Source organism: Psychromicrobium ferritrahens (assembly GCF_043789415.1).
Classification (GTDB): domain Bacteria; phylum Actinomycetota; class Actinomycetes; order Actinomycetales; family Micrococcaceae; genus Renibacterium.
Map to the genome: position 1 here is coordinate 303,414 of NZ_JBDLLW010000003.1, position 21,777 is coordinate 325,190.

At 58.8% G+C, this 21,777-nt stretch carries 21 protein-coding genes; 11 read left to right on the top strand and 10 right to left on the bottom strand.

Annotated elements, in window-relative coordinates; genetic code table 11:
• Window positions 1-12: 12 nt before the first annotated feature.
• On the bottom strand, window positions 13-570 hold the full coding sequence (locus ABDK06_RS13410; protein WP_394941841.1) for a DUF3027 domain-containing protein: 558 nt from the start codon (window positions 568-570) through the stop codon (window positions 13-15).
• Complete coding sequence (locus ABDK06_RS13415) at window positions 563-946, bottom strand: cold-shock protein (protein WP_394941843.1); 384 nt, start codon at window positions 944-946, stop codon at window positions 563-565. The genes ABDK06_RS13410 and ABDK06_RS13415 overlap by 8 nt, the downstream gene beginning before the upstream one ends.
• 74 nt (window positions 947-1,020) lie before the next feature.
• Here ABDK06_RS13415 and ABDK06_RS13420 point away from each other — a divergent pair, with 74 nt between their 5' ends.
• From ABDK06_RS13420 to ABDK06_RS13440, 5 genes are all read left to right on the top strand, one after another.
• Window positions 1,021-1,254, top strand: a complete 234-nt coding sequence (locus ABDK06_RS13420; RefSeq protein WP_394941845.1) for a hypothetical protein — start codon at window positions 1,021-1,023, stop codon at window positions 1,252-1,254.
• Window positions 1,255-1,301: 47 nt separating this feature from the next.
• The gene (locus ABDK06_RS13425; protein ID WP_394941847.1) at window positions 1,302-3,656 is read left to right on the top strand and encodes a helicase-associated domain-containing protein; all 2,355 of its coding nucleotides are present in this window, start codon (window positions 1,302-1,304) and stop codon (window positions 3,654-3,656) included.
• Window positions 3,653-5,308, top strand: coding sequence for a DNA repair helicase XPB (locus ABDK06_RS13430; protein ID WP_394941849.1), 1,656 nt, complete (start codon window positions 3,653-3,655; stop codon window positions 5,306-5,308). The genes ABDK06_RS13425 and ABDK06_RS13430 overlap by 4 nt, the downstream gene beginning before the upstream one ends.
• Before the next feature lie 72 nt (window positions 5,309-5,380).
• Window positions 5,381-6,091, top strand: a complete 711-nt coding sequence (locus ABDK06_RS13435; RefSeq protein ID WP_394941852.1) for a response regulator transcription factor — start codon at window positions 5,381-5,383, stop codon at window positions 6,089-6,091.
• 2 nt (window positions 6,092-6,093) lie between these two features.
• On the top strand, window positions 6,094-7,536 hold the full coding sequence (locus ABDK06_RS13440) for a sensor histidine kinase (protein ID WP_394941854.1): 1,443 nt from the start codon (window positions 6,094-6,096) through the stop codon (window positions 7,534-7,536).
• On the opposite strand, the gene ABDK06_RS13445 is transcribed toward ABDK06_RS13440, so the two are convergent.
• The 4 genes from ABDK06_RS13445 to ABDK06_RS13460 all read right to left on the bottom strand — a co-directional run bounded on the left by ABDK06_RS13445 (window position 7,533) and on the right by ABDK06_RS13460 (window position 11,716).
• On the bottom strand, window positions 7,533-8,468 hold the full coding sequence (locus ABDK06_RS13445; protein WP_394941856.1) for an RNase H family protein: 936 nt from the start codon (window positions 8,466-8,468) through the stop codon (window positions 7,533-7,535). The genes ABDK06_RS13440 and ABDK06_RS13445 overlap by 4 nt on opposite strands.
• A 449-nt stretch (window positions 8,469-8,917) precedes the next feature.
• Window positions 8,918-10,183, bottom strand: a complete 1,266-nt coding sequence (locus ABDK06_RS13450) for a competence protein CoiA family protein (RefSeq protein WP_394941858.1) — start codon at window positions 10,181-10,183, stop codon at window positions 8,918-8,920.
• A gap of 565 nt (window positions 10,184-10,748) precedes the next feature.
• Entirely contained in the window at window positions 10,749-11,021 is a 273-nt protein-coding gene (locus ABDK06_RS13455; protein WP_394941860.1) for a hypothetical protein, read from the bottom strand.
• A gap of 17 nt (window positions 11,022-11,038) precedes the next feature.
• Window positions 11,039-11,716 (bottom strand): hypothetical protein, encoded by a 678-nt coding sequence (locus ABDK06_RS13460; RefSeq protein WP_394941862.1) that lies wholly within the window; start codon window positions 11,714-11,716, stop codon window positions 11,039-11,041.
• Window positions 11,717-12,429: 713 nt separating this feature from the next.
• Between ABDK06_RS13460 and ABDK06_RS13465 the strand changes: the two genes are divergently transcribed.
• Together ABDK06_RS13465 and ABDK06_RS13470 are read left to right on the top strand one after the other, a co-directional pair.
• Window positions 12,430-12,687, top strand: coding sequence for a helix-turn-helix domain-containing protein (locus ABDK06_RS13465; protein WP_394941864.1), 258 nt, complete (start codon window positions 12,430-12,432; stop codon window positions 12,685-12,687).
• Between the two features lie 812 nt (window positions 12,688-13,499).
• Window positions 13,500-14,006 carry a methylated-DNA--[protein]-cysteine S-methyltransferase gene (locus ABDK06_RS13470; RefSeq protein ID WP_394941867.1) on the top strand — a complete coding sequence of 169 codons (507 nt, stop codon included), beginning with the start codon at window positions 13,500-13,502 and terminating at the stop codon, window positions 14,004-14,006.
• Between the two features lie 165 nt (window positions 14,007-14,171).
• On the opposite strand, the gene groL is transcribed toward ABDK06_RS13470, so the two are convergent.
• Window positions 14,172-15,809 (bottom strand): chaperonin GroEL, encoded by a 1,638-nt coding sequence (gene groL / locus ABDK06_RS13475; protein ID WP_394941869.1) that lies wholly within the window; start codon window positions 15,807-15,809, stop codon window positions 14,172-14,174.
• A gap of 370 nt (window positions 15,810-16,179) precedes the next feature.
• On the opposite strand from groL, the gene ABDK06_RS13480 reads away from it, so the two are divergent.
• Window positions 16,180-16,665 carry a TM2 domain-containing protein gene (locus ABDK06_RS13480; RefSeq protein WP_394941871.1) on the top strand — a complete coding sequence of 162 codons (486 nt, stop codon included), beginning with the start codon at window positions 16,180-16,182 and terminating at the stop codon, window positions 16,663-16,665.
• A 99-nt stretch (window positions 16,666-16,764) separates the two neighbouring features.
• Here the strand turns inward: ABDK06_RS13480 and ABDK06_RS13485 are convergent, their stop codons facing one another.
• The 3 genes from ABDK06_RS13485 to ABDK06_RS13495 form a co-directional block, all read right to left on the bottom strand.
• A complete protein-coding gene (locus tag ABDK06_RS13485; protein ID WP_394941873.1) occupies window positions 16,765-17,988 on the bottom strand; it encodes an ABC transporter substrate-binding protein in 1,224 nt (407 codons plus the stop codon).
• Window positions 17,989-18,138: 150 nt separating this feature from the next.
• Window positions 18,139-18,744: a LytR C-terminal domain-containing protein gene (locus ABDK06_RS13490; RefSeq protein ID WP_394941875.1), complete on the bottom strand. Its 606-nt coding sequence runs from the start codon at window positions 18,742-18,744 to the stop codon at window positions 18,139-18,141.
• 45 nt (window positions 18,745-18,789) lie between these two features.
• Complete coding sequence (locus ABDK06_RS13495) at window positions 18,790-19,071, bottom strand: DUF3263 domain-containing protein (RefSeq protein ID WP_394941958.1); 282 nt, start codon at window positions 19,069-19,071, stop codon at window positions 18,790-18,792.
• Between the two features lie 128 nt (window positions 19,072-19,199).
• Between ABDK06_RS13495 and ABDK06_RS13500 the strand changes: the two genes are divergently transcribed.
• The 3 genes from ABDK06_RS13500 to ABDK06_RS13510 are packed head-to-tail and all read left to right on the top strand — an operon-like array spanning window position 19,200 to window position 21,753.
• The gene (locus tag ABDK06_RS13500) at window positions 19,200-19,928 is read left to right on the top strand and encodes a uracil-DNA glycosylase (RefSeq protein ID WP_394941877.1); all 729 of its coding nucleotides are present in this window, start codon (window positions 19,200-19,202) and stop codon (window positions 19,926-19,928) included.
• 55 nt (window positions 19,929-19,983) lie between these two features.
• Window positions 19,984-20,811, top strand: a complete 828-nt coding sequence (locus ABDK06_RS13505) for a siderophore-interacting protein (protein WP_394941879.1) — start codon at window positions 19,984-19,986, stop codon at window positions 20,809-20,811.
• A gap of 48 nt (window positions 20,812-20,859) precedes the next feature.
• Window positions 20,860-21,753, top strand: coding sequence for an Fpg/Nei family DNA glycosylase (locus tag ABDK06_RS13510; RefSeq protein WP_394941881.1), 894 nt, complete (start codon window positions 20,860-20,862; stop codon window positions 21,751-21,753).
• The last annotated feature ends 24 nt before the right edge of the window (window positions 21,754-21,777 follow it).

A 21,777-nucleotide genomic window follows, 5' to 3' on the forward strand; every position in this document is an offset into this window, starting at 1 on the left:
GCTGGCAGCTATTCAGTTAGCGGAACCCTCCGTTTTCGGAGCATCCGTTTCCTGCTGAGCTTCATCAAATTCGGCGTGATCCTCGACAGGCTCGACATCGTCGAATTCGGGGGCAGAGCCCTCAGGAAGAACCGGCTCAGCCTCTGCGGCCTGGACCGCGGAGTCCGCAGGCTGGGGCTTCTCCGCAGCAGCCGCTTCGTCTTCCGGACGGACCCGTTCCGACCAGGGCAGCCATTCCGGGGCGAGCACCGAGTCATCGGTGGGCAGCAAGCCAACTTCACTGACCGTCACGATCTTGGTTCGTGGTGCTCGGGTGACCACGGCGAACCACTGCCAGCCCCGGTAACCATCTTTGGTGCATTCAAAAAGATGCGTCGCCACTCGCTCACCTTCGCTGCGCACGGCAAGGTGAGAGCCGAGCTGATCCGGCTTGGCGATCGAGAGGATTTCCTGCTTCGCCACCTCAACGGCGGCAGCCAGCACAGCGTCCGGTTTAGCTGTGCGCCACACCGGAACCCCGAAACGATGGGCGGCCTTTGCGACCACCTTGGTCTCGGCGGTCTCAGGCATCGAGATCATTGGCGACGGCGCGCAGCACCGCAGCCACCTTAGAGCCGCTGGTTTTATCCGGATACTTGCCCTTTTGCAGGCCGTTGGCGGTGTGCTCGAGCAGCTTGATCAGGTCCTCGACGATCACAGCCATGTCTCCGGCCGGTTTGCGAGCCGCCTTGGCCACCGAGGGCGGTGCATCCAGAATGCGAACGCTTAGCGCCTGGGCACCCTTTTTACCATCGGCTACCCCGAACTCCATCCGGGTGCCGACTTTGATATCGCTCACCCCTGCGGGCAGCGCATTGGCGTGCAGGAAAACCTCCTGCCCGTCGTCAGACGCCAGGAACCCGAAGCCTTTTTCGTTGTCGAACCACTTCACCTTGCCGGTGGGCACGTTACTTACCTCTTCATACTCAATAGTTTGTCCTTAATAGGTTAGCTGCTTTACCCGCTGTTAACGTTAAGCGCATGACACAGACCCAGCCCGAGCCATCAGCGATCTGGTGGCGACTGCTCAACCTAGTAGCCCTCTTGCTCGCTGTACTCGGCTTCGGCGTACTGAGCTACTTGGTAGCGGTACGGCTCTCCGGCGGCGAATCCTGGCCCGTGCTGAACTGGATCGTGATGTACAGCCTGCCCGCCGCCTTCATCCTGCTCGGCCTGTCGATCATTCACGCAATACGTCGTAGACGCCGACTCTAGAGGACTCCGGCTGTAGCTCAGGCTCAGTTGCGAGTAGCTTTAGAAGGATGTCCTCCATTCGAGCACTCAGCCAGGAGCTGGCCTCTCGCAGCGACGCCGCGCTGCGAGAGCTTTTCACTGCGCGGCCGGATCTGGTCTCTCCTCCGGTACCTGACTTCGCGGCCCTGGCGGCCCGGGCCTGCGCCAGGATCAGTGTGCAGCGAGCGCTCGACGCCCTGGACAAACCTCATCTGCAAGTCCTGGAAGCCGTTCTGGTGGAAGTAGATCGAAGCAACACCGGACAGCTCAGCGCCAGCCAACTGGCTCCCTTGATCGCGGGGCTTTCCAAAACCGGGCTGGAGAAGATTCTCCGCAAGCTCAATTCCTTGGCCCTGCTCTATCGAAGCGGCACCGGTTATCTGCCGGTGGGAAGTCTCTACGAAGTGATCGGTCCGCATCCCGCTGGCCTGGGCCGCAGCTATCGCGAGCTGCAACGCTCAACCCTCGACTGGATGCAGCACAGCGTGACCCGGCTCGGGCTGGGCTCCGAGGGTAGCGAGCCACCGAACCCCGCTCAAACCCTAGCTGCCCGCTTCGATCAAGCAGGCTGGTGGCAGGAATTGCTTGGCCGGGCACCGGAGAAGACCACGGAACTGCTCTCCAGGTTCGATGACGGGCCGCTGGGCCTGATGCCGAGGACCTCCCGGGTACATCGAACCGAGAAAACCGGACAGCCACCGAGTGCCTTGGATTTCCTGCTCTCCGAAGCAGTTTTGGTCCCTCTCGATGCGGAGCACGTTGAATTGCCCCGCGAAGCGGGCATGGCGCAACGCGGTGGAAAGCTGCTGGCTGATTTCGCCCCCAAGCCTGAGCCAGCTCTGGAGATACCCGTCAGCACGGCACGTCGAGACAATGCCGCGCTCGGTTCCATCGCTGAAGTACTGCGCGAAATCGGAGCCCTTCAGGAAGCCATCGATGAACAGCCATTGCCGACGCTTCGCAGCGGAGGCGTCGGCACCCGGGCTCTTCGCCCGCTCGCCCAAGGGCTGGAGATCGAGCAGGGTCGGCTTTCGCTGTTGCTCGAACTGAGCGCAGCAGCCGGATTGATCCATCTGGACGCAGACACCTCGACCTGGCTTGCCGTCTCGGGCTCCTGGGAATTGCCACGCGAGCAGCAGTGGTTGCTGCTGGCGCAGGGCTGGCTCCAGCTGGAACGCGCTCCAGCCTTGGTGGGAGCACCGCTGCCCGGCGGCCAGGGCACGATCAATCTGCTGGCCGCTGAGGCCCGCCGTACGGATGCCCCACAGCTACGGCTCTTGCTGCTGCGCACCCTCGAGGCGTTGACGCCGGCGTCCCAAACCGGAGAAACAGCGGCAATAGAGCCCGATTCGCTCTTCGCTCGGGCTCGCTGGGAGCGCCCGCGGCTCTGGCGCCGGATGCACCGGCTGGCCGGGGGGATGCTCGCCGAGGCAGAGCTGCTCGGCCTCACTGGAAGTGGCGCTCTCACCGAGTTCGGTCGCTCCTTCAGCCTTGGGCAGTTCGACCAGGCGGCGCGCGGTCTGGCGGCGCAACTCCCCGCCGCCATCGACAAAGTCTTATTGCAGGGCGATCTGACAGCGGTGGCTCCGGGCTTCCTGGAACCCTCGCTGAGCACCGAACTCGCTCTGCTGGCCGAACGGGAAGGCCAGGGGCCTGCCACTACCTACCGATTTTCAGCGCAGAGCGTGCGGAGGGCACTCGACGCCGGGCGGGAGCCGCAGAGCATCGTCGATTTCCTCGCTGCGCATAGCAGCACAGCGGTTCCGCAACCGCTGGAGTACTTGATTCGGGATACCGCTGTCCGGCACGGGACGCTCCGGGTTGAAGCCGTGAGCAGCATCCTGCGCAGTTCCGATGAGGTCCTGATCACGGCCTTGCTTCATGAGCCAGCGCTTGCCGCCCTCGGCGTACGAGAACTCGCTCCGGGGATTCTGAGTAGCCAGGCCAGTACCAGCGAACTAGCCAGGGCGATGCGGCAACTGGGTTACGCCCCCGTGCTGGAGGGCGCGGGCGACGTCGTGAGAAGCACCCGGCCGAAGGCTACCGTGGCCCTGCCTCCGTTGGAAGAACCGCTTGAGGCCGACCACACCGTCCAGCTCAAGGCACTACGCAGTAAACCGGCCGGAGTTCCGGCAAATTCCGCGGTGGTCCCGCAGCTCAGCATAGAAACGCTACGCGAGGCGATCAGGAACCGGCACTCGGTGCGGCTGACCGTGGTGGATTCCTCCGGGAATCCGGAGCGCTTGGAACTTGTTCCACAGGCGGTGAACAACGGCCGGGTACGCGTCTTTGACCCGAGCCGCGAAACGGAACGGGTGATCTCAATCCACCGGATCGTGGATGTGGACATCATTCAAGAAAACCTGACGAGGGAGTTGCAGTGACCGATGGACCGCTGATCGTGCAGAGCGATAAAACCGTGCTGTTGGAGGTCGACCATCCGGACTCCACAGAAGCCCGGCACGCGATCGCCGCCTTCGCCGAATTGGAGCGCGCCCCCGAACATGTTCACACCTATCGGCTCACTCCGCTCGGCCTGTGGAACGCCCGCGCCGCAGGGCTGGATGCCGAACAAGTGCTGGATACCCTGCTGAAGTACTCACGCTTCCCGGTGCCGCACTCCTTGCTGCTGGACATCGAGGAGACGATGAGCCGCTACGGCAGGCTGCGGCTGGAAAAGGACCCGGTTCATGGCCTCGTGCTGCGCACCGATGACTTCCCGGTGCTCGAAGAGGTGATCCGGGCCAAGAAGATCGGCGATTTATTAGGGCCGCGCATCGACCCGATGACCGTCGTGGTGCATTCTTCGCAGCGCGGTGCGCTCAAGCAGCTGCTGCTGAAGATCGGCTGGCCCGCCGAGGACCTGGCCGGGTATGTCGACGGCACTCCGCACCTGATCGCTTTGAACGAGTCCACCGGCGAGAACGGCTGGGCGCTTCGCCCGTACCAGAAGCTCGCGGTGGAGAATTTCTGGGCCGGTGGCTCCGGCGTCGTCGTGCTGCCCTGCGGGGCCGGTAAGACCCTGGTGGGGGCCGCCGCGATGGCGACCAGTGGCACCACCACGCTGATCCTGGTGACCAACACGCTCTCCGCCAGGCAATGGCGGGATGAACTGCTCAAGCGAACCTCGCTCACCGAGGGCGAGATCGGCGAGTACTCGGGACAGGTGAAGGAAGTGCGCCCGGTGACGATTGCCACCTATCAGGTGCTGACCACCAAAAGGGGCGGGCTGTACCCGCACCTGGAACTCCTGGACGCGAATGACTGGGGCTTGATCGTCTATGACGAAGTCCACCTGCTGCCCGCTCCGATCTTCCGGATGACCGCCGACCTGCAAGCACGACGGCGTCTCGGCCTGACCGCGACCCTGGTCAGAGAAGACGGCCGAGAGGGCGAAGTCTTCTCATTGATCGGGCCGAAACGCTACGACGCGCCATGGAAAGACATCGAAGCTCAGGGCTATATCGCCCCCGCCGACTGCGTCGAGGTCAGGATCGACCTGCCCAAAGATGAACGGCTCGCCTATGCGATGGCCGAGGACGCCGATAAGTACCGGCTCTGCGCCACGAGCGAGAGCAAGACCGCGGTCGTCGAGGAGCTAGTCAAGCAGCATCACGAAGATCAGTTGCTGGTGATCGGGCAATACATCGATCAGCTCGACGAGATCGGCGAGCGGATCAATGCCCCGGTGATCAAGGGAGACACCCCGGTCAAAGAACGCCAACGACTCTTCGATGCTTTCCGGCGCGGGGAAGAGCACACCCTAGTGGTATCCAAGGTGGCCAATTTCTCGATCGATCTGCCCGAAGCCTCGGTGGCGATCCAGGTCTCCGGCTCCTTCGGCTCACGTCAAGAGGAAGCCCAGCGCCTCGGCCGCTTGCTCCGGCCGAAAGCGGATGGCCGTTCGGCAAGGTTTTACACCCTGGTCGCCCGAGATACCCTGGATCAGGATTTTGCCGCCCGGCGTCAGCGCTTCCTCGCCGAACAGGGCTACGCCTACCGAATTCTGGACGTCAAAGATCTTGCCAAGGACTGAATACAGCTGGCGCAGAGCACACCAACATGTCGCATTCAGGAAACTCCCAGCTAAATCGGCCATGATAGGGCTGTGAATAAAAACGAGCCCGAAGCGCGCCTGCTGGTTGTTGACGACGAACCCAATATTCGAGAGTTGCTGTCGACCTCTCTGCGTTTCGCCGGATTCAGCGTCGTGGCGGCGGGCAATGGCAAAGAGGCCTTAGCTGCCGCGGAGGAACGCAGCCCCGATCTGGCGGTACTCGATGTGATGCTGCCCGATATGGATGGCTTCACCGTCACCCGGCGGCTGCGCGCTGCGGGAAAGCATTTTCCCGTGCTCTTTTTGACGGCCCGGGATGACACCGACGATAAAGTCACCGGGCTCACCGTGGGTGGCGACGACTACGTCACCAAGCCTTTCAGCCTCGACGAGGTAGTGGCTCGAATCCGAGCCGTTTTACGGCGCACCAGACCACGGGATGACGACGACGCGATCATTCAGGTCGAAGATCTGGAGCTTGACGACGACGCCCACGAAGTGCGCAGGGGTCCTCATACGATCGAGCTCTCTCCCACCGAGTTCAAACTGCTGCGCTACTTGATGCTCAATCCCAATCGGGTGCTCTCCAAGACCCAGATCCTCGATCATGTCTGGGAGTACGACTTCAACGGAGATGCCTCGATCGTGGAATCGTACATCTCCTATTTGCGGCGCAAGGTCGATGCCGATCCTTCCTTGCCCGCCCTGATCCAGACCAAGCGCGGCGTGGGCTACGTTCTGCGAACCGCTGAAAAGCGTTAACTTTGCTTCGATTCTGGCGGCGAGCTTCGCTGCGCTCCCAGCTGGTGACCCTGATCAGTGTTTTGCTCGTGCTTTCCATGATCGCTCTGGGGTCAATCGTCTTTTCCGTGCTGCGGCAATCCCTGCTCGAGCAGGTGGACGCAAAGCTGCGCATCTACAACGGGATCGTCACTACCGGTTTCGCCAGCATCACCGCGAACGATACTTATTTCCAGATCGTGAATCAGAACGGCGATATCGTCAATCAGTCGCCACCCACCGTCGCCAAACCGGAATTCCAGCTCTACACGCTTCCGGAAGCGACGACGATCAATGCGAAGCCCTTCGATATCCACGATAAGAACGACTCCGTTAAATGGCGTGCCATGGTGATCGCCCCGGTGGAGATCAAAGGCGTGGAGCAGAGCGCCTTAGGGCTCGGCTACGTCCTGGTCGCCGTGACCTATGAGAACTTCGACGACACCGTGAACCGAATCGCCCTAGTGATGTTCCTCGCCGGGTTCATCGTGGTGGCGGTCGGCACGATCATCGCTTATCTCACGGTGACCCGTTCCTTCCGGCCTCTGGTCAGGGTGGAACGCACCGCGGCCACCATCGCCGCCGGCGATCTCTCTCAACGCGTAGAGATCCAGAACCCTGCGACGGAAGTCGGTAAGCTCTCCGAATCGCTCAACACCATGCTCGCGCATATCGAAGTCGCCTTCGACGCTCGCACTGAGTCTGAACGCCGGATGCGGCGCTTCATCGCGGATGCCTCGCATGAGTTACGGACCCCGCTGGTCACCATTCGAGGTTTCTCCGAGCTCTACCGGCATGGCGCGCTGTCCAGCAAGGACGACGTCTCCACCGCGATGGGCCGGATCGAAAGCGAGGCGAAACGGATGGGCACTCTGGTGGAGGATCTGTTGATGCTAGCCAGGATCGATGAGCAGCGCCCTCCGGAGAATAAGTCGATCAACCTTCTAGTGCTGGGCAATGACGCCGCCGTGGACGCCAGGGCGAGCGCACCAGACCGCAAGATCACCGTGGTGGGACTCGATGATGGGCCCGCTGTCAATGCACCAACCCTGGGTGACGAGGCGAAGCTCCGCCAGGTGGTGGCTAATCTGATGACCAACGCCCTGCGCTATACCCCGGAAGGCAGCCCGATCGAGGTCGTTGTCGGGATCCGGGAAATCAACCAGCAGCAGTTTTCCATTCTGCAGATTCGTGACCACGGCCCGGGCATCGAAGAATCTGAGAAGTCCCGGATCTTCGAGCGCTTCTACCGCGCGGAGAGCTCACGCAACCGGGACACCGGCGGTTCCGGGCTGGGACTCGCCATCGTTTCAGCGATTATCTCCAGCCATCAAGGCGAAGTTCTGGTGAGCGAAACGACCGGTGGCGGAGCCACCCTCGCGGTACATCTGCCGTACCGGGTAGCGAACTTCACCGACGAAGATTAGTCCAGCTCAGGGGTGGTCTGCCGTAACTGCAACCGCCACTGCCCCGTGCTGCGGCGCCACAGTGAGGTCTGCACGGCGGTACCCGCCGAACCGGCAACCCGATAGTGCAACACCGCGAGATCCTGATCGAGGTTCGCGCTCAACGGTTCCAGGGTGACGACGGGCAGGCTGCCGGAATCGGCGAGCACGGCGTCCCTGCTGATGAACCGGCCCGTGGAACCGATCTCTTCGAAGTCCTCGGCCAGCAGGATCGCCGCTTCACTGGGATCCGCGTGCAGCAGCGCCCGATCGCATTCCTGTAGGGCCTGGATCGGATCGGCCTGCACTGGGTCACTTTCCAGTACCGAGAAAAGGTCGGGCTCTTCGACGACAGTGGAAAGAAGGTCCGGTTCCTCGTCCGTAGAGAAAAGGTCAGCTTCCGATAACAGCGCCATCGGCCGAAGTTCACTCGTAACCGGATCATTCTGTCCAGCAAAGCCGGGGCCGGGCTGGGGTTCTGTACCGTTCTGAAAGGCCGTAGCAACCGCTCTGGCGCGTAGATCGGCTGCTTCATTCAGATCGTGACCGGCGTGCCCTTTGACCCACTCGAATTCGTAGCTTCGACCGATGAGTTCCTGATCGATCTCGCGCAGCAATTCCAGATTCAGCACCGGTTTTCCATCGGCCTTGCGCCAGCCTTTGCGCTTCCAGCCCGGCATCCATTTGGTGACGCAATTGATCACATACTGGCTGTCACAGAGAATCCTGAGATGCTCTTCCGGTAGATGAGCGGTAGAGCGGAAGAGATCCAGTACCGCCATCAGCTCGCCCTGATTATTGGTGCCGTGAGGCCAGCCCCCTGCCCGCCAGCAGCTGTCGTCAACGTACCAGGCCCAGCCAGCGGGGCCGGGATTTCCCAGAGCCGAACCATCGGCGGCCGCAGTAATCGTCATGATGTCATCTTATGTTCCGCACGGAGCGAGCGTGAGCCAAAGCTGGCCTGCCCTGGTTTTGTCGACTCGGGGTCTTAGACCGCTTGGTGTGCGGCGTGGTTGATTGTTTCATATTCGATGAGTGTGAGTTTTCATAGCCGTCGTTGCCGTCATCAGCGGTGGCAGGTCCTCTAAGCCAAGGAGTCAACAAAACCCGGGGCAGGCCCATGATAGTAGTCGCTATACCGCGGTAAGTGAGTGTACGCCCCAAATCGTTAGCGCGATAGCTTCGATCGAGCAGAGCAGCCCCCAGAGATCGAAGAGATTAAGAGCATGAACACGTTGGGAGCAGCGTGCCCAGAATTTAGTGCGCTTACGGAGACACCTCTGAGGTGAGATCGTATCTCTAGCCCAGCACCAATACTGACTCGCCCACAAGCCAAACAATGGCAGCAGAGCGAACCCCAAAATCAACGGCCAGCGCCACCCCCCCCAGCGTTAGATAGCAATTTGCCGAAGACCACAAGTGCCACGACGATAGCCGGTCCACCAAGAATGACGGCGAAAACACCCCAAGGCCAGATGAGGTTGAACCGATCTATCCAGCCTGGCGTTGGACTCGTGCAAGCTTCCAAATCATTTTTGTTCTGAAGCTCCGCTTGTCGACGGAGAGCAAGCCGGACGAGAGGGCTTGAATTTCTACGTTTTTCGACTTCATCTATCCAGTCGTTCGCTGTTTTCTGCTCTAATGCCCGTCGATCAAGCTTCTCCTGAAGACTGCCATTGTTCAATTGGGCGGACTTCAGCTGTGAAGTAAGATTCCCGAGGAGACGCTGGTCGTCTAGATGACGTTTCTCCAACACTCGTAGTTGATTGTGGTGATCTTCTGTTGCCTGTCGAAGTTCAGCTTCCGCTTTATTCTGTCTGTCTCGGACCATGGCGTATCGTCGGAGAAGCCAAACTATATGTAAGTCCCAGGCAGCAGTGGTTGCCCATCCTTGATATTGAGAACTAGTCGAATGATTTTGGATTACACCTGACATGAACTGATCGAGAACTGTCCCGAGCCCGACCTCGTGCCTATCCGGTTGCCTTAACTGTGTTGGCTCGTTGAGCAAGTAGCCGTTATCAACTATCGGGAAAAATCCGCCCATATCTAAGCTGCCACTTACAGGCGCATCAGTGTCGAATCGGATACCTAGCGCCGGGGCTTTATCTATCCAATTACAGCGATACGTTAGCCAAAGCACTTCAAAACCCTGCTTGGTGAGCCTTTCTTGTGCAGCCAGGTAATCTTCTCGGCTGAAGTTGCCGAGTTCTACTCGAATGGCTATCTTACGAATTCCGAACGCCGTCTGGACATCGATGTTCTCACCTGATCGAGCAGGATCTATTTCGGCTTTAAATCCCCTTGACTCAAGATGCTTTCCAATTGCGAACTTCAGGGCGCGCTTCAAACCGAGACCGCTTCCAGTAGCGCGGGCTTCTCGGCAATCTGCGTCAAGATTTCGTCCTTTTTCCGGCCAATGAGCCAGAATATCGTGCTGATCCTTCGTTCCCTCGCCTAGCCGCCTCGGCAGCACCGCACGCCCGCAATCAAGACAAGTTAGTCCATCACGAGCCATTCCAGGAAAACCATGCCACTTCTCGTACATTCCCGCGTCCCGGATATCAATGACAACATCACTCGGGCCAAGCGCATGGACCATGTTCTGCGGTTCTGGCCACCACACCATCGCAACATCCTGTTCATCGAAGTCCGGTTCTCAGGAGTAAGCCTATCGATTACTACCGACAGTGGAGCAAAAGCAAATAAGCACGCTAGAATTTTCTCGCTGAAAAGCGTTCGGGTCGTTGATAGATTGAGATTTTCCGAAATTCCATGCAGAAAACTTACTAGTTTACACCGAAAAATCAACCAATCGATAGCAGCGGTCCACTCATAGCCATTCCGAGATTAACCAAAGTGATGACTCCACCTACCCAGATCGCAAAGATAGCCCATTTCCTGTTCCACAGACAATCCTTGTAATCGCCGCTGAGTATCAAGCCAAGAATGAGACCTACCGGCGTTATCAGTACGGCCAGGATCACTGCGAGCACCGAACCAAGCCGAAAGCACTTCTATTTGAATGAGAGCGTTCTTGGGCAGGTTCGTTAATGCTTCTATCCTGACAAGATTAAGCGTTGCGAATGCGTAACACCTTAAGTACTTCCACAGGTCTCGCGCCTCAGAGAGTAAGCACGAGCGAGGCACCACCCTTTAATAGTGGTGCCTCGCTCGAACCTACGCTCTATCCACTAGGCCATTGCTAGCGAAATACTAACCGCTCCCATGAACAATAATCCGACTCCTGCGACAGCTACCGAAGCAATCAGTAGTCCTCGAGTCAGAGAAGTAGTTGCTTTCTTAATGTTCAACGTTGCCACCACAGCCAAGATAATCGCCGCTACGAAAACGATCGGAGCGAATATTCCAAACACTGTGGTCAGAAGTGTGGCTCCAAAGATGCTCCAGGAGCGCACTGTTTCGTTGTTCTTGACGGGGGCAATGTTAGTTGCATCCGTAGCCATGCGCTCACTCCTATTATCTAGATGTTATTTAGCCAGGTCCGGAGTATTCCAGGACCATTGACCGTCATCCCAGCTTCCTTGTTCATTGTAAGACCTGAGCCTTGATAAACGATGCTTCCACGGAAGAGTCCGATACAAGTACCTTCGCCGTTAGCGATCCACTTGTTCGTCGAGATCGAAAAGTTCCAGAATCCGGTGTAGCCGCTGTACCAGGCTTCACAATAGTTATCTGAGAGCACTCGCCCGCTGCCGGTGTTGTAGTTGTAACGAAGGTTCCAAGCACCGGTGTTGACACCGAGGATATAGGTCGGCTTAGAGAAGTTTGACGTGACGTTATATACGGCTGCTCGCTGCTGAGCAGCGAAACTCTCGACACCAGACACAAGCTTTGCCACTGTGCTGGTTTTCGCGTCGCCTAACTCAAGAGCTTCCCAGGGCCTATCGCTCTTCAATGTCTTCACGAGAGTAGCTTTTTTTGCGTCAGGTAAGGTGGCGAAGTTCGCCTTGATCTGTGCAGTTGGTGCGGCCGGTAGCTTCATTTGATCCGCAAGTCCAGAGAACTCGGAGGTGATCGATGAACCTGGGACGGTAGCAGCGTTAGCTATCGGCACGGCCATACCGAGCGCAGACAGAAAGACGCCTCCGGCCAGCCCCGCGGCAAATAGTTTAGTACGGAACTTCGTTGTAGAACGCATTATTTCCTCTCGTTACGACTTACATTGTTAGATCACCTAAGAAAAATCCTAGGTAGTCATTTCCTTAGACAGCATCACGTAAATACGAATTCTTCCGAAAAGCATCCGAATTTATTAATTTCCTAACCTATTCCTTGCAAAGTAGCTTTTCAAGTCGGTAAATTCACCCCCTAATCCTTTAGCGAGGACGTGGCTTCCTGATGAGACTCAGATAGAGGTAGAGAAAGATCCGCAGGGTCGATAACTTTGATCACTCCTTATGCCGAGCGATAATCTCATCCTCCGAACAGTCGAGATCTGCTACTTTTCTATATGAAGTGCCGCCCCCCAGATTACCTGCATAACACGTGGAAAATTCACCAAGCCAAGGATCGTCAGATGAGATCGGTTACCGAGCTTCTGGGCGATGCCTATCTTGAATTTATCCGTCAATGCCAAGATGTTAAACGGCTACGAGCAACAGAGAAGTCAAAGCGCGAAGGATCAACACATTGCTAGATTCCCATTTCATTACCTGGTCAAGGATGCCTCGAGCGGCTTACAGCAACCCAAGCCAGCCGTGCACGCGTCAGCTTAAGATGACAATGCGGTCTCGTTTGTTCGAACCTCACATCCACTTCACCAAATTCACAACATAAACATATATTATACCATTTATAACTGACCATTTATATAGGGTGTTTCATTTCAGGCCTGGTTAGCACGATGGTTTGGTGAGATGGGACAGTTCGGCAGCTAAACAGTTCGGACTAGTCCTACGACAACTCCGCGAGGAACATGGCCTATCTCAGGAGACTTTGGCCTTCCGCGCAGGCATCACAAAGAACCAAGTTCAACTCATCGAGTCCGGCAAGGGATCAGGGCGGAAAGAAGCCATGACGCCATCGAACCCTCGGCTCTCCACGTTGATTGGTATCGCCAGCGTGCTAGAGATCTCTGTTCACGAACTACTCGAACGCAGTGGTATCTGAACTTCTAGCTCCGCCCGCGCTCAGGTAGCTTATTGCTTAACTTCTTAAGATTGACGAAACAATTCTGACTACGCTTCGAAGCTAAGAACTCGCACGTTCGATGATCGACTGTTTGAAATAACGTTCGAATTCATCATGGCCATCCAGATCGTTGAGCAGCCTCGCCACCACGTACGGCCACTGGGTCACGCAATAAACCTGCTTTCCACCCTCGGACCACACATCAGGTAGCGGCAGGATTGCTCGATGCCCATCCACGTGGATCATCCTCAGTCGGTCAATCATGGCACCGTCGAGAACACATCGACGAAGAACTCAGTAGCTGTCTGATCGGGGAAGGTAACGCCAAAAGGAGATTCTTTTTCACGCGGGTCATCGGGACGAGTATGGAGTCCCCATTCAATCGCAATGCGAAGGTTGGACGAAAGTACCGCGCGCGAGGAGTGTCCGTGAACGTCAGTGATCCTCGAGTTATCACTGAATCCTTCAACACTGTATTCATAATGAAATAACGGGCCGTCGTCGATTTTGTTCCAGTAGTCAGAGTTTGTATCTATGATCAGGCTCGCGTAACTCGATGATGTTCATGCGTTCCTCTCTTGTAGTTGATTCTCAGAGTATCGGTCGTCACTGACAGCATCATGAGGAAGCTACTAAACGCAAGAGACGCTTCTCGCCACTGACTCTGTTTGAAGTGCTTAATCCTCCGATGTTTCGATTCGTTCCCTTCCCTTCCCTTCTCATTCAAACGGAACCAGTATCCTAAATATCACAGTGTCCCCGGGACCCGAATAAAACCGAGGACCTGCATAATGGAGACCGTGTATACCCAGATCGAGTCACCGCTCGGCACGCTGACCCTGTTGGCCTCGGAGGACGCTTTGACCGGGCTCTACTTCAGCGAGCACAAGAAGCTACCGGATCGAGCGCAGTGGGGCTCCGCTGCCCCCGACGCGCCACTGCTCCTGGCTGCTCACAAGCAGCTCGAAGAGTATTTCTCCGGCCGACGTCGTAGCTTCGAGCTGCCGTTGGAAACCCGTGGCTCGGAACTTCAAGAACGGGTCTGGACGCTACTCCGGGATCTCGATTACGGGCAGACGATCGGCTACGGCGAACTGGCGAAACAACTGGGTGACCCTAGCCTGGCACAGGCAGTGGGAGCCGCGGTCGGCGCCAATCCACTGAGCATCCTCATCCCCTGCCATCGGGTGATCGCCCAAGACGGTAAGCTGACCGGCTACGCCGGAGGCATCGAGCGCAAGGTCTTCCTGCTCGAACTGGAAGAATCCGAAGAGAGCAAAGCCCAGAAGCTGTTCTGAGCGGACACTGTGATGCTGAGAGTCGCTGTCCAGGGGCGACAACGGCCCTCGGTGGCAGCAACGCTCCTAGGCGTCACAGCGTTTCAGGAATCTGAGTAAAGAGCGAGGGCCCCGCATCCGTGGATGCGGGGCCCTCGCGGGTAAATCAGGAAGGGTGAAGAGGGCTTAGAAGCCGCCCATTCCGCCCATGCCACCCATGTCGTCGCCACCAGCGGGAGCGGCAGACTTCTTCTCCGGCTTATCCGCAACCACGGCTTCGGTGGTCAGGAACAGGCCAGCGATCGAGGCGGCGTTCTGCAGCGCAGAGCGAGTCACCTTGACCGGATCGTTCACGCCGGCGGCGAGCAGATCCTCGTAAACACCGGTTGCAGCGTTCAGGCCATGGCCGATCGGCAGGCCGCGAACCTTGTCCACCACAACACCGGCTTCGAGGCCCGCGTTGATCGCGATCTGCTTGAGTGGTGCATCGATGGCGACCTTCACGATATTGGCGCCGGTTGCCTCGTCGCCTTCGAGCTTCAGGTTCTCGAAAGCCTTCACACCAGCCTGGATCAGCGCCACGCCACCGCCGGGGACGATGCCCTCTTCAACGGCAGCCTTAGCGTTACGCACGGCGTCCTCAATACGGTGCTTGCGCTCCTTGAGTTCGACCTCGGTCGCCGCACCGGCCTTGATCACTGCCACGCCACCGGCCAGCTTGGCCAGGCGCTCCTGCAGCTTCTCGCGGTCGTAATCGGAATCTGAGTTGTCGATCTCGGCACGGATCTGAGCGACCCGGCCAGCGATCTGATCGGCGTCGCCCGCGCCCTCGACAATGGTGGTCTCGTCCTTGGTGACGACAACCTTGCGAGCCTGGCCCAGCAGGTCCAGGGTAGCGTTCTCCAGGCTCAGACCGACCTCTTCGGAGATGACCTGACCACCGGTCAGGATGGCGATATCGGCCAGCTGAGCTTTGCGGCGGTCGCCGAAGCCCGGAGCCTTCACGGCGACGGACTTGAACAGGCCACGGATCTTGTTCACGATCAGGGTGGCGAGTGCTTCGGCTTCCACGTCCTCGGCGATGATCAGCAGCGGCTTGCCGGACTGCATGACCTTCTCCAGGATGGCAACCATGTCCTTGACATTGGAGATCTTGGAGTTGACCACCAGGATGTAAGGATCTTCCAGCACGGTCTCCTGACGCTCGGCGTCGGTGACGAAGTACTGCGAGATGTAGCCCTTGTCGAAGCGCATGCCCTCGGTGAGCTCGAGTTCCAGCCCGAAGGTGTTGGATTCCTCAACCGTGATGACGCCCTCTTTGCCGACCTTATCCAGGGCCTCGGCGATCAATTCGCCGATCTGGGTGTCAGCGGCGGAGATCGAGGCGGTAGCGGCGATCTCTTCTTTGGTCTCAACTTCCTTGGCGGAAGCGAGCAGCTGCTCGGTGACGGCGGCAACTGCCTTCTCGATGCCGCGCTTCAGGCTCAGCGGATCAGCTCCGGCTGCGACGTTGCGCAGACCTTCACGGACCAGGGCCTGAGCCAGCACGGTCGCCGTGGTGGTGCCGTCGCCAGCGACCTCATCAGTCTTCTTGGCAACTTCCTTGACCAGCTCGGCGCCGATCTTCTCGTAAGGATCCTCCAACTCGATCTCCTTGGCGATGGAAACACCATCGTTGGTGATCGTGGGAGCGCCCCACTTCTTTTCCAAGACGACGTTGCGGCCGCGCGGGCCGAGGGTCACCTTGACGGCGTCGGCCAGGGTGTTCAGACCCCGTTCGAGACCGCGGCGCGCCTCTTCGTCGAATGCAATGATTTTGGCCATGGAGGCTTCAGTCCTTTCGGGACAATCATGTGAGTTCTCATAACCGGTCAGGTGCCCGCGACGGACGACAGGCGCATCATGCATTCGGTACATTCCGCGCGCTGCCTCACCGAACCAGTCGGCTCCCCGACCGGCCGCTAAAAATTAGCAGTCAGCATGGGAGAGTGCTAAGTCAATAATTAGCACTCACGGGTAGAGAGTGCAAGCGGAGATGACCTCTCGAACCGGAGTTTCGCTCAGGGAATACCCTCGATTCTCACCCATTGAATGGAACAACTCTGGTTTTCGCTAAAATTCTTGGATAATCTTCCAGAGAAGAAGATATATAACGCAGAAGGTATCTATGGATGCCTCAGGCAAGGAGATGACCATGAGTGAAACCCCAGGGGCAGCCGGAGCGGATAAACCGTCGGAGCCGACGGACTCGCCCTTCAGCCCGCCCTCTGCACCGACTGAGCCTATTGCTCCTCAGGCTTCTGCTCCGTCGCAGGGCTTCGAATATCAGGCTCCGCAGGTGCCACCGGCGGCTCCTTTCAATCAGCAGCCCAACTATCAGCAGGCGCCTCCGCAGCAGGGTTACTACCAGCAGCCTTATCAGCAACCCTACGCAGCGGGCGGCGATGCCAAGTCAAAGATCGCAGCTGGCCTGCTCGGCATCTTCCTCGGCTCTCTGGGAATCCACAACTTCTACCTGGGCTATATCGGTAAGGCCGTGGCGCAATTGCTGATCACTGTGCTCTCGCTGGGAATCCTCTCCTTCGTCTCCTTCGTCTGGGGACTCATCGAAGGTATTTTGATTCTCACCGGTTCGCAGAACTTCCGCACCGATGCCAGGGGTGTTCCACTGCGGGACTAAGCACTGGGGCGATTCATCATAGTGCTGCGCTCCGCCCCAGTCGGGGCGGAGCGCAGCACTATGAGCGATAAAACCCGGGAGCGGTCGAACCTCAGAGAGCTATTTCACTTGTTCGCTGCGGTTCAGCACCGGAAGGTTTCCGGCCCCGTAGCGATAGACCAGATAGTTCGCCACCGTGATATTTCCTTGATCATCAAAGTTGACCGGCCCGGAGACGCCGTCATAATCGATGGCTTTTCCCTGGCTGAGCAGAGAGAGGCAGTCGGATAGCTGCTGGCATTTCTGACCGTTGCCGCTTCCACCCGAAACCTCGATCAGCCGGGAAGCGATTGAGGCCCCCGAAGAGTCTTTGGCCCTGATCGCCGCCAAGGCCGAGAGCATCACAGCGTCATAGCTCTCCGCCGCGTAGTTCAGCGACGTCAAGGCAGGATCAATTTTCAGCAGTTCTTCCTGGAATGCCGCGGGCGGAAAGACGCCGGGAAGAATCCCCTGGGCACCCTGAAGCGCATTGAGCGCGAGATTGGCTCCGTACGAAGAAGTTGCCCCGTCGTCCAGCAAAAGCGTGGAACCCGGCACTTGAGCATTGGCTAATTCCGCCAGAATCTGCTGGCTACGCTGCCGTGCGATCACTACAACGGATCCAGCCTTCTCAGCCTTCACCTTTGCGGCGGCGGCTGCCGCATCTGAAGCCTCAATCGAGACTGTCTGCTGAGCCCCGGAATCGGCTACCGCGGAAATCACCTGTTGAGCGATCTCCTTGCTGCTGTCAGCGGATTCATACAGCACCGCAATCTTCTGACCCTTGGCCGAGTCCGCCGCCAACCGGGCCAGCAGCTTCGCCTGCATGGTTTCCACCGGAGCGGTACGGAAGTAATAGCCCCCGCTGCTGACCTTATTCAGTGCGGTTGCTGCATTCGCCGGAGAGATCAGCACGGTGCGACTCTTGCTGAGCGCTGCGATCGCCTCGCTCGCCTGAGCCGAATCGGTGGGACCGATCACTACCGAGGCCTTTCCAGCGCTCAATTTCCTGAGCTGATCGGCGATTGAGTCAGCCGGGTCGGATGGCAGCAGCTCGACCGACTGGCCGTTCACTCCACCGGCCAGGTTGAGTTGCTGGACAGCCAATTTCGCGGCTGCCTGCTGAGCTGGATTCAAAAAAGACTGATCGCCGGTGTTGTCCAGGAGCAAGCCGATGGTCAGCACTTCGACGCCGGAAGGCTGAGGAGAGGCGATCCGGGCGTTTCCGGTCTGCCCCGAGCAGGCAGCGAGCAGCAGTGCCACGGCGAAGAAGCCCACTAGTCCGATACTTCTCGGCTTCTTCATCACGACTCCCGCTCTAGCGTCCTTGCTTCTGCCCCTGCCACCGGCTAGCGGCTTGCTGACAACTGTAGCCAGACCCGGCTCGGAAAGCCGGGAGATACACCGGGTGTGGTGCCAAAGAGTGCCATCTGAAGGTGCTCCTGGCCGAAAGTGCTACTGGGCACCCGGGCCGAGCACCACTGCAAGCGGAACACCGAGTTCAGCGGTATCCACCAACCGAGTGATGCCGAGCAATTTACCCAGTTCCTCGGCATTAGTCTTCTGGCTGGCTCCATTGTAGAAAATCGCCGAGCTTGGCTGCGGAACTCCACTCCAGTTGGCGCTGATCGGGACGACCCAGCCATCACCGCGCACTTGTTGAGCCACCCGGGCTGCCAGACCGCCGATTCCCGCACCGTTATAGACATTGACCGGCTGGGTTTTATCCAGCGGCGGCGCACTCGGCGTCGTCGGAGGCTTAGAGGTCGTCGGCGGAGGGGTGGTGGGTGGTGGGGTGGTGGGTGAAGCACTCGGCCTTGTCGCGGTCGCAGTGGAACTGGAGGACGCGCTAGAGCTGCTGTCCCCAGCCGCGGTCGATGCTCCGCCGATGAGCTTCGGAATCACCAGAAAAGCCACCGCACCGATCACCAGGGCGACGACGGCGAAAGCCAGAATAGGCCAGAGGCTCCGGCGAGGTTCAGACATCACCGAACGGTGAACGCCCTGACGTGAGGACGATTCCGGAACATTGTCGAATTCATCCCGCGGGTAGTTACTCATGGAAGGCGCTTTCAGTGGAGTTGCCAGACGACGAGCCTGCGCTCGTTAATTACCCAGACGGCGAGCCGTCCTGGCGCGTTGCCGCGTTGTACGTAGTCTACGCAATCTCTTGACCAGCATCGGATCGAAGGCCAGCGCGTCCTCGGTGTCGATCAGTGAATTGAGGATCTGATAGTAGTGCGTCGAGGAAAGGTCGAAGAGATCGCGAATCGCTTGCTCTTTCGCCCCGGCATACTTCCACCAATGACGTTCCAAGGAGAGAATTTGCTGATCTCGCTCACTGAGAGCGGTTTCGCCGGAAGAGATTCCAGCGTTTAAATCCTCCAACGTGAGTGGTAGCGCTGCCACGACACTCCCCTATCCTCAGTTCCAAGATCCTTTACTCATTCCATGGTAATGGGGAATCACACCGTTGTCATTTATCTGCTTCCTGCCCGATGGTGAAGAATGGAGGAGTGGAAGAACTCAGCAACCGTGAAGCTCTCGAACGACTCACCACTGATCCGTTGAGCCTGCTCAGCCCCGACTGGGCTGCCGCCTTGCGCAGCGTTGAACCACAGCTAAAAGATCTGGGCAGGTTCCTGCATTCGGAGTTCGACACCGCCCAGCAGAGCAATGGCGGTCCGGGCTTCCTGCCCGCCCCTAAACATGTCCTCAGGGCCTTCCAGCAGCCTTTGGAACAGGTGAAAGTACTCGTGGTCGGCCAAGACCCCTACCCGACGTTCGGGCACCCGATTGGACTGTCGTTCGCTGTCGAACGGCACACCCGGCCGCTGCCGAGGAGCCTGAGCAATATCTACCGCGAGCTGCAGGACGATCTGGGTATTCCGCCAGCAGCGCACGGCGATCTGAGCAGCTGGTCCCAGCAAGGGGTGCTTTTGCTGAACAGAGTCCTGAGTGTGCGCGTGGGCAGCCCTGGCTCGCACCGCGGAAAGGGCTGGGAAGCCGTCACCGAGACAGCCATCCGAGCCTTGGTCGCCCGGAACAAACCACTGGTGGCGCTGCTCTGGGGCAACGACGCTCGTAATCTGACCCCGCTTCTCGGTGCCACCGCGATCGTGAGCTCTCCGCACCCCAGCCCGCTGTCAGCCTCACGAGGATTCTTCGGTTCTCGGCCCTTCAGTAAAATCAACCAGCTTCTGGAGCAGCAAGGAAGCTCCGCTATCGACTGGACCGTGGTTTAACTCACCGAGTGCGCTAGGCTACTTAGGTAAACCTAAGTAATACCGAGGAGTTTCCATGCCCGCAACCAGTCCCGCCAAGTCTCGCCAGCACATCGCCTTAGAGGTGCTGCGCACCGAGTGGCTCAGTGAGCATATGGTGCGGGTAGTACTCGGCGGAGAGGGCTTTGATGCTTTCCAGGACAACGGTTTCACTGATCGTTATGTCAAGCTTCACTTCCTGCTACCCGAGGTGGAATACCCCGAGCCGATTGATGTCTTCGGGCTCCGAGAGACCCTGCCACGCGAGCACTGGCCGGTAACCCGCACCTACACCGTGCGCTGGATCAACCAGCAGGACAAGGAACTCGCCATCGATTTCGTCGTGCACGGCGATGAAGGACTCGCCGGTCCCTGGGCGGCCTCCGCACAGCCAGGTGACCGGCTGTTGCTCTCCGGGCCAGGCGGCGCCTACCGCCCCCAGCCCGAGGCTGACTGGTATCTACTGGCCGGTGACGAATCCGCGCTTCCCGCGGTGGCTGCGGCTTTGGAGGCACTGCCCGCGGATGCCACTGGGCTCGCTTATCTCGAGGTCGGCAGCGAGGCTGATATTCAGACCATCCAGGCTCCGGCGGGGATGAGCGTGAACTGGCTGACCCGAGGCGAGGTGCCAGCGGGTGCTAGCAGCCTGCTGATCGACGCGGTGGCCACCTCCAGCTGGCCGGAAGGCACAGTTGATGCCTTCGTGCACGGCGAGCGCGAGTATATGAAGGCCCTTCGCGATGTGCTCTTCAAACAGCGTGGGCTGCTCAGAAGCCAGGTGTCACTCTCCGGGTACTGGGCACGGGGGCGCACCGAAGACACGTTCCAGGCGGAGAAGCGCGAACCGATCGGTAAGATCCTCTGAGAAACAGCCTGCGGTGACATTGTCGGCGCCTCGGGGCAGAATGGATGCATGCCTGAACTACCGGAGTTGGTGGGGCTCAGCCAGTTCTTGAACGCTGAGCTGGCAGGCAGCGTGCTGGAGTCTGTGCAGATCACTTCCTTCACCGCTCTGAAGACGGCTGCACCTAGCGAGCGGGAGCTGCTGGGTCGGGTACTGAAAGATGTCAGCCGCCAGGGGAAATTCATCGATCTGCGCTTCGGCCCTTCAACCACCGACGACGTCGGACTGCACTTCATCTTCCACCTCGCGAAAGCTGGTTGGTTGCGTTTCTCCGCCGGGGTGGTTCCGGCTGAGCAGAAACGCCCGGCTGCCCTCAAACCCGGTGGTTACATCACCGCGCGGCTCGGTTTCGATAACGCCCGGATCGACCTCACCGAAGCGGGTACCAGAAAGAGCATGGCGATTTACCTGGTGCGGGAGGCCTCCGAGGTGCCGGGCATCGCCACGCTGGGTCCAGACCCGCTGGCTGAGGATTTCACCGTAGAACAGCTATCGGAGATCCTCTCCCGGAAAAGAGCCCAGATCAAAGGCGTGCTGAGAGATCAGCGCCAGATCGCGGGCATCGGCAATGCCTATAGCGATGAAATTCTGCACCTGGCCAGGCTTTCACCCTTTGCGCCGAGCAACTCGCTGAGCGAAGAGCAGGTCCAGACACTCTTTGACTCAATCCGGTCCATTCTTCAGCAAGCCATTGCCCAGGCTTCAGGAAAGCCCGCCTCAGAGCTGAAAGACGCCAAGCGCTCCAGCATGCGAGTGCACACGCGAACCGGCGAAGCCTGCCCGGTATGCGGCGATACCGTGCATGAAGTGGCCTTCGCCGACCGTTCTCTGCAGTATTGTCCGAGTTGTCAGACCGGCGGCAAGCTGCTGGCGGACCGAAGAATGTCACGGCTGCTCAAATAGTCACCGTAGCCAGACTCGCACCGA

Coding starts and splice junctions, on each gene's coding strand:
- ABDK06_RS13410 (WP_394941841.1), bottom strand. CDS start 570: ATGCCTGAGACCGCCGAGACCAAGGTGGTCGCAAAGGCCGCCCATCGT.
- ABDK06_RS13420 (WP_394941845.1), top strand. CDS start 1,021: ATGACACAGACCCAGCCCGAGCCATCAGCGATCTGGTGGCGACTGCTC.
- ABDK06_RS13425 (WP_394941847.1), top strand. CDS start 1,302: ATGTCCTCCATTCGAGCACTCAGCCAGGAGCTGGCCTCTCGCAGCGAC.
- ABDK06_RS13445 (WP_394941856.1), bottom strand. CDS start 8,468: ATGACGATTACTGCGGCCGCCGATGGTTCGGCTCTGGGAAATCCCGGC.
- ABDK06_RS13450 (WP_394941858.1), bottom strand. CDS start 10,183: ATGGTGTGGTGGCCAGAACCGCAGAACATGGTCCATGCGCTTGGCCCG.
- ABDK06_RS13455 (WP_394941860.1), bottom strand. CDS start 11,021: ATGGCTACGGATGCAACTAACATTGCCCCCGTCAAGAACAACGAAACA.
- ABDK06_RS13460 (WP_394941862.1), bottom strand. CDS start 11,716: ATGCGTTCTACAACGAAGTTCCGTACTAAACTATTTGCCGCGGGGCTG.
- ABDK06_RS13470 (WP_394941867.1), top strand. CDS start 13,500: ATGGAGACCGTGTATACCCAGATCGAGTCACCGCTCGGCACGCTGACC.
- groL (WP_394941869.1), bottom strand. CDS start 15,809: ATGGCCAAAATCATTGCATTCGACGAAGAGGCGCGCCGCGGTCTCGAA.
- ABDK06_RS13480 (WP_394941871.1), top strand. CDS start 16,180: ATGAGTGAAACCCCAGGGGCAGCCGGAGCGGATAAACCGTCGGAGCCG.
- ABDK06_RS13485 (WP_394941873.1), bottom strand. CDS start 17,988: ATGAAGAAGCCGAGAAGTATCGGACTAGTGGGCTTCTTCGCCGTGGCA.
- ABDK06_RS13490 (WP_394941875.1), bottom strand. CDS start 18,744: ATGAGTAACTACCCGCGGGATGAATTCGACAATGTTCCGGAATCGTCC.
- ABDK06_RS13505 (WP_394941879.1), top strand. CDS start 19,984: ATGCCCGCAACCAGTCCCGCCAAGTCTCGCCAGCACATCGCCTTAGAG.
- ABDK06_RS13510 (WP_394941881.1), top strand. CDS start 20,860: ATGCCTGAACTACCGGAGTTGGTGGGGCTCAGCCAGTTCTTGAACGCT.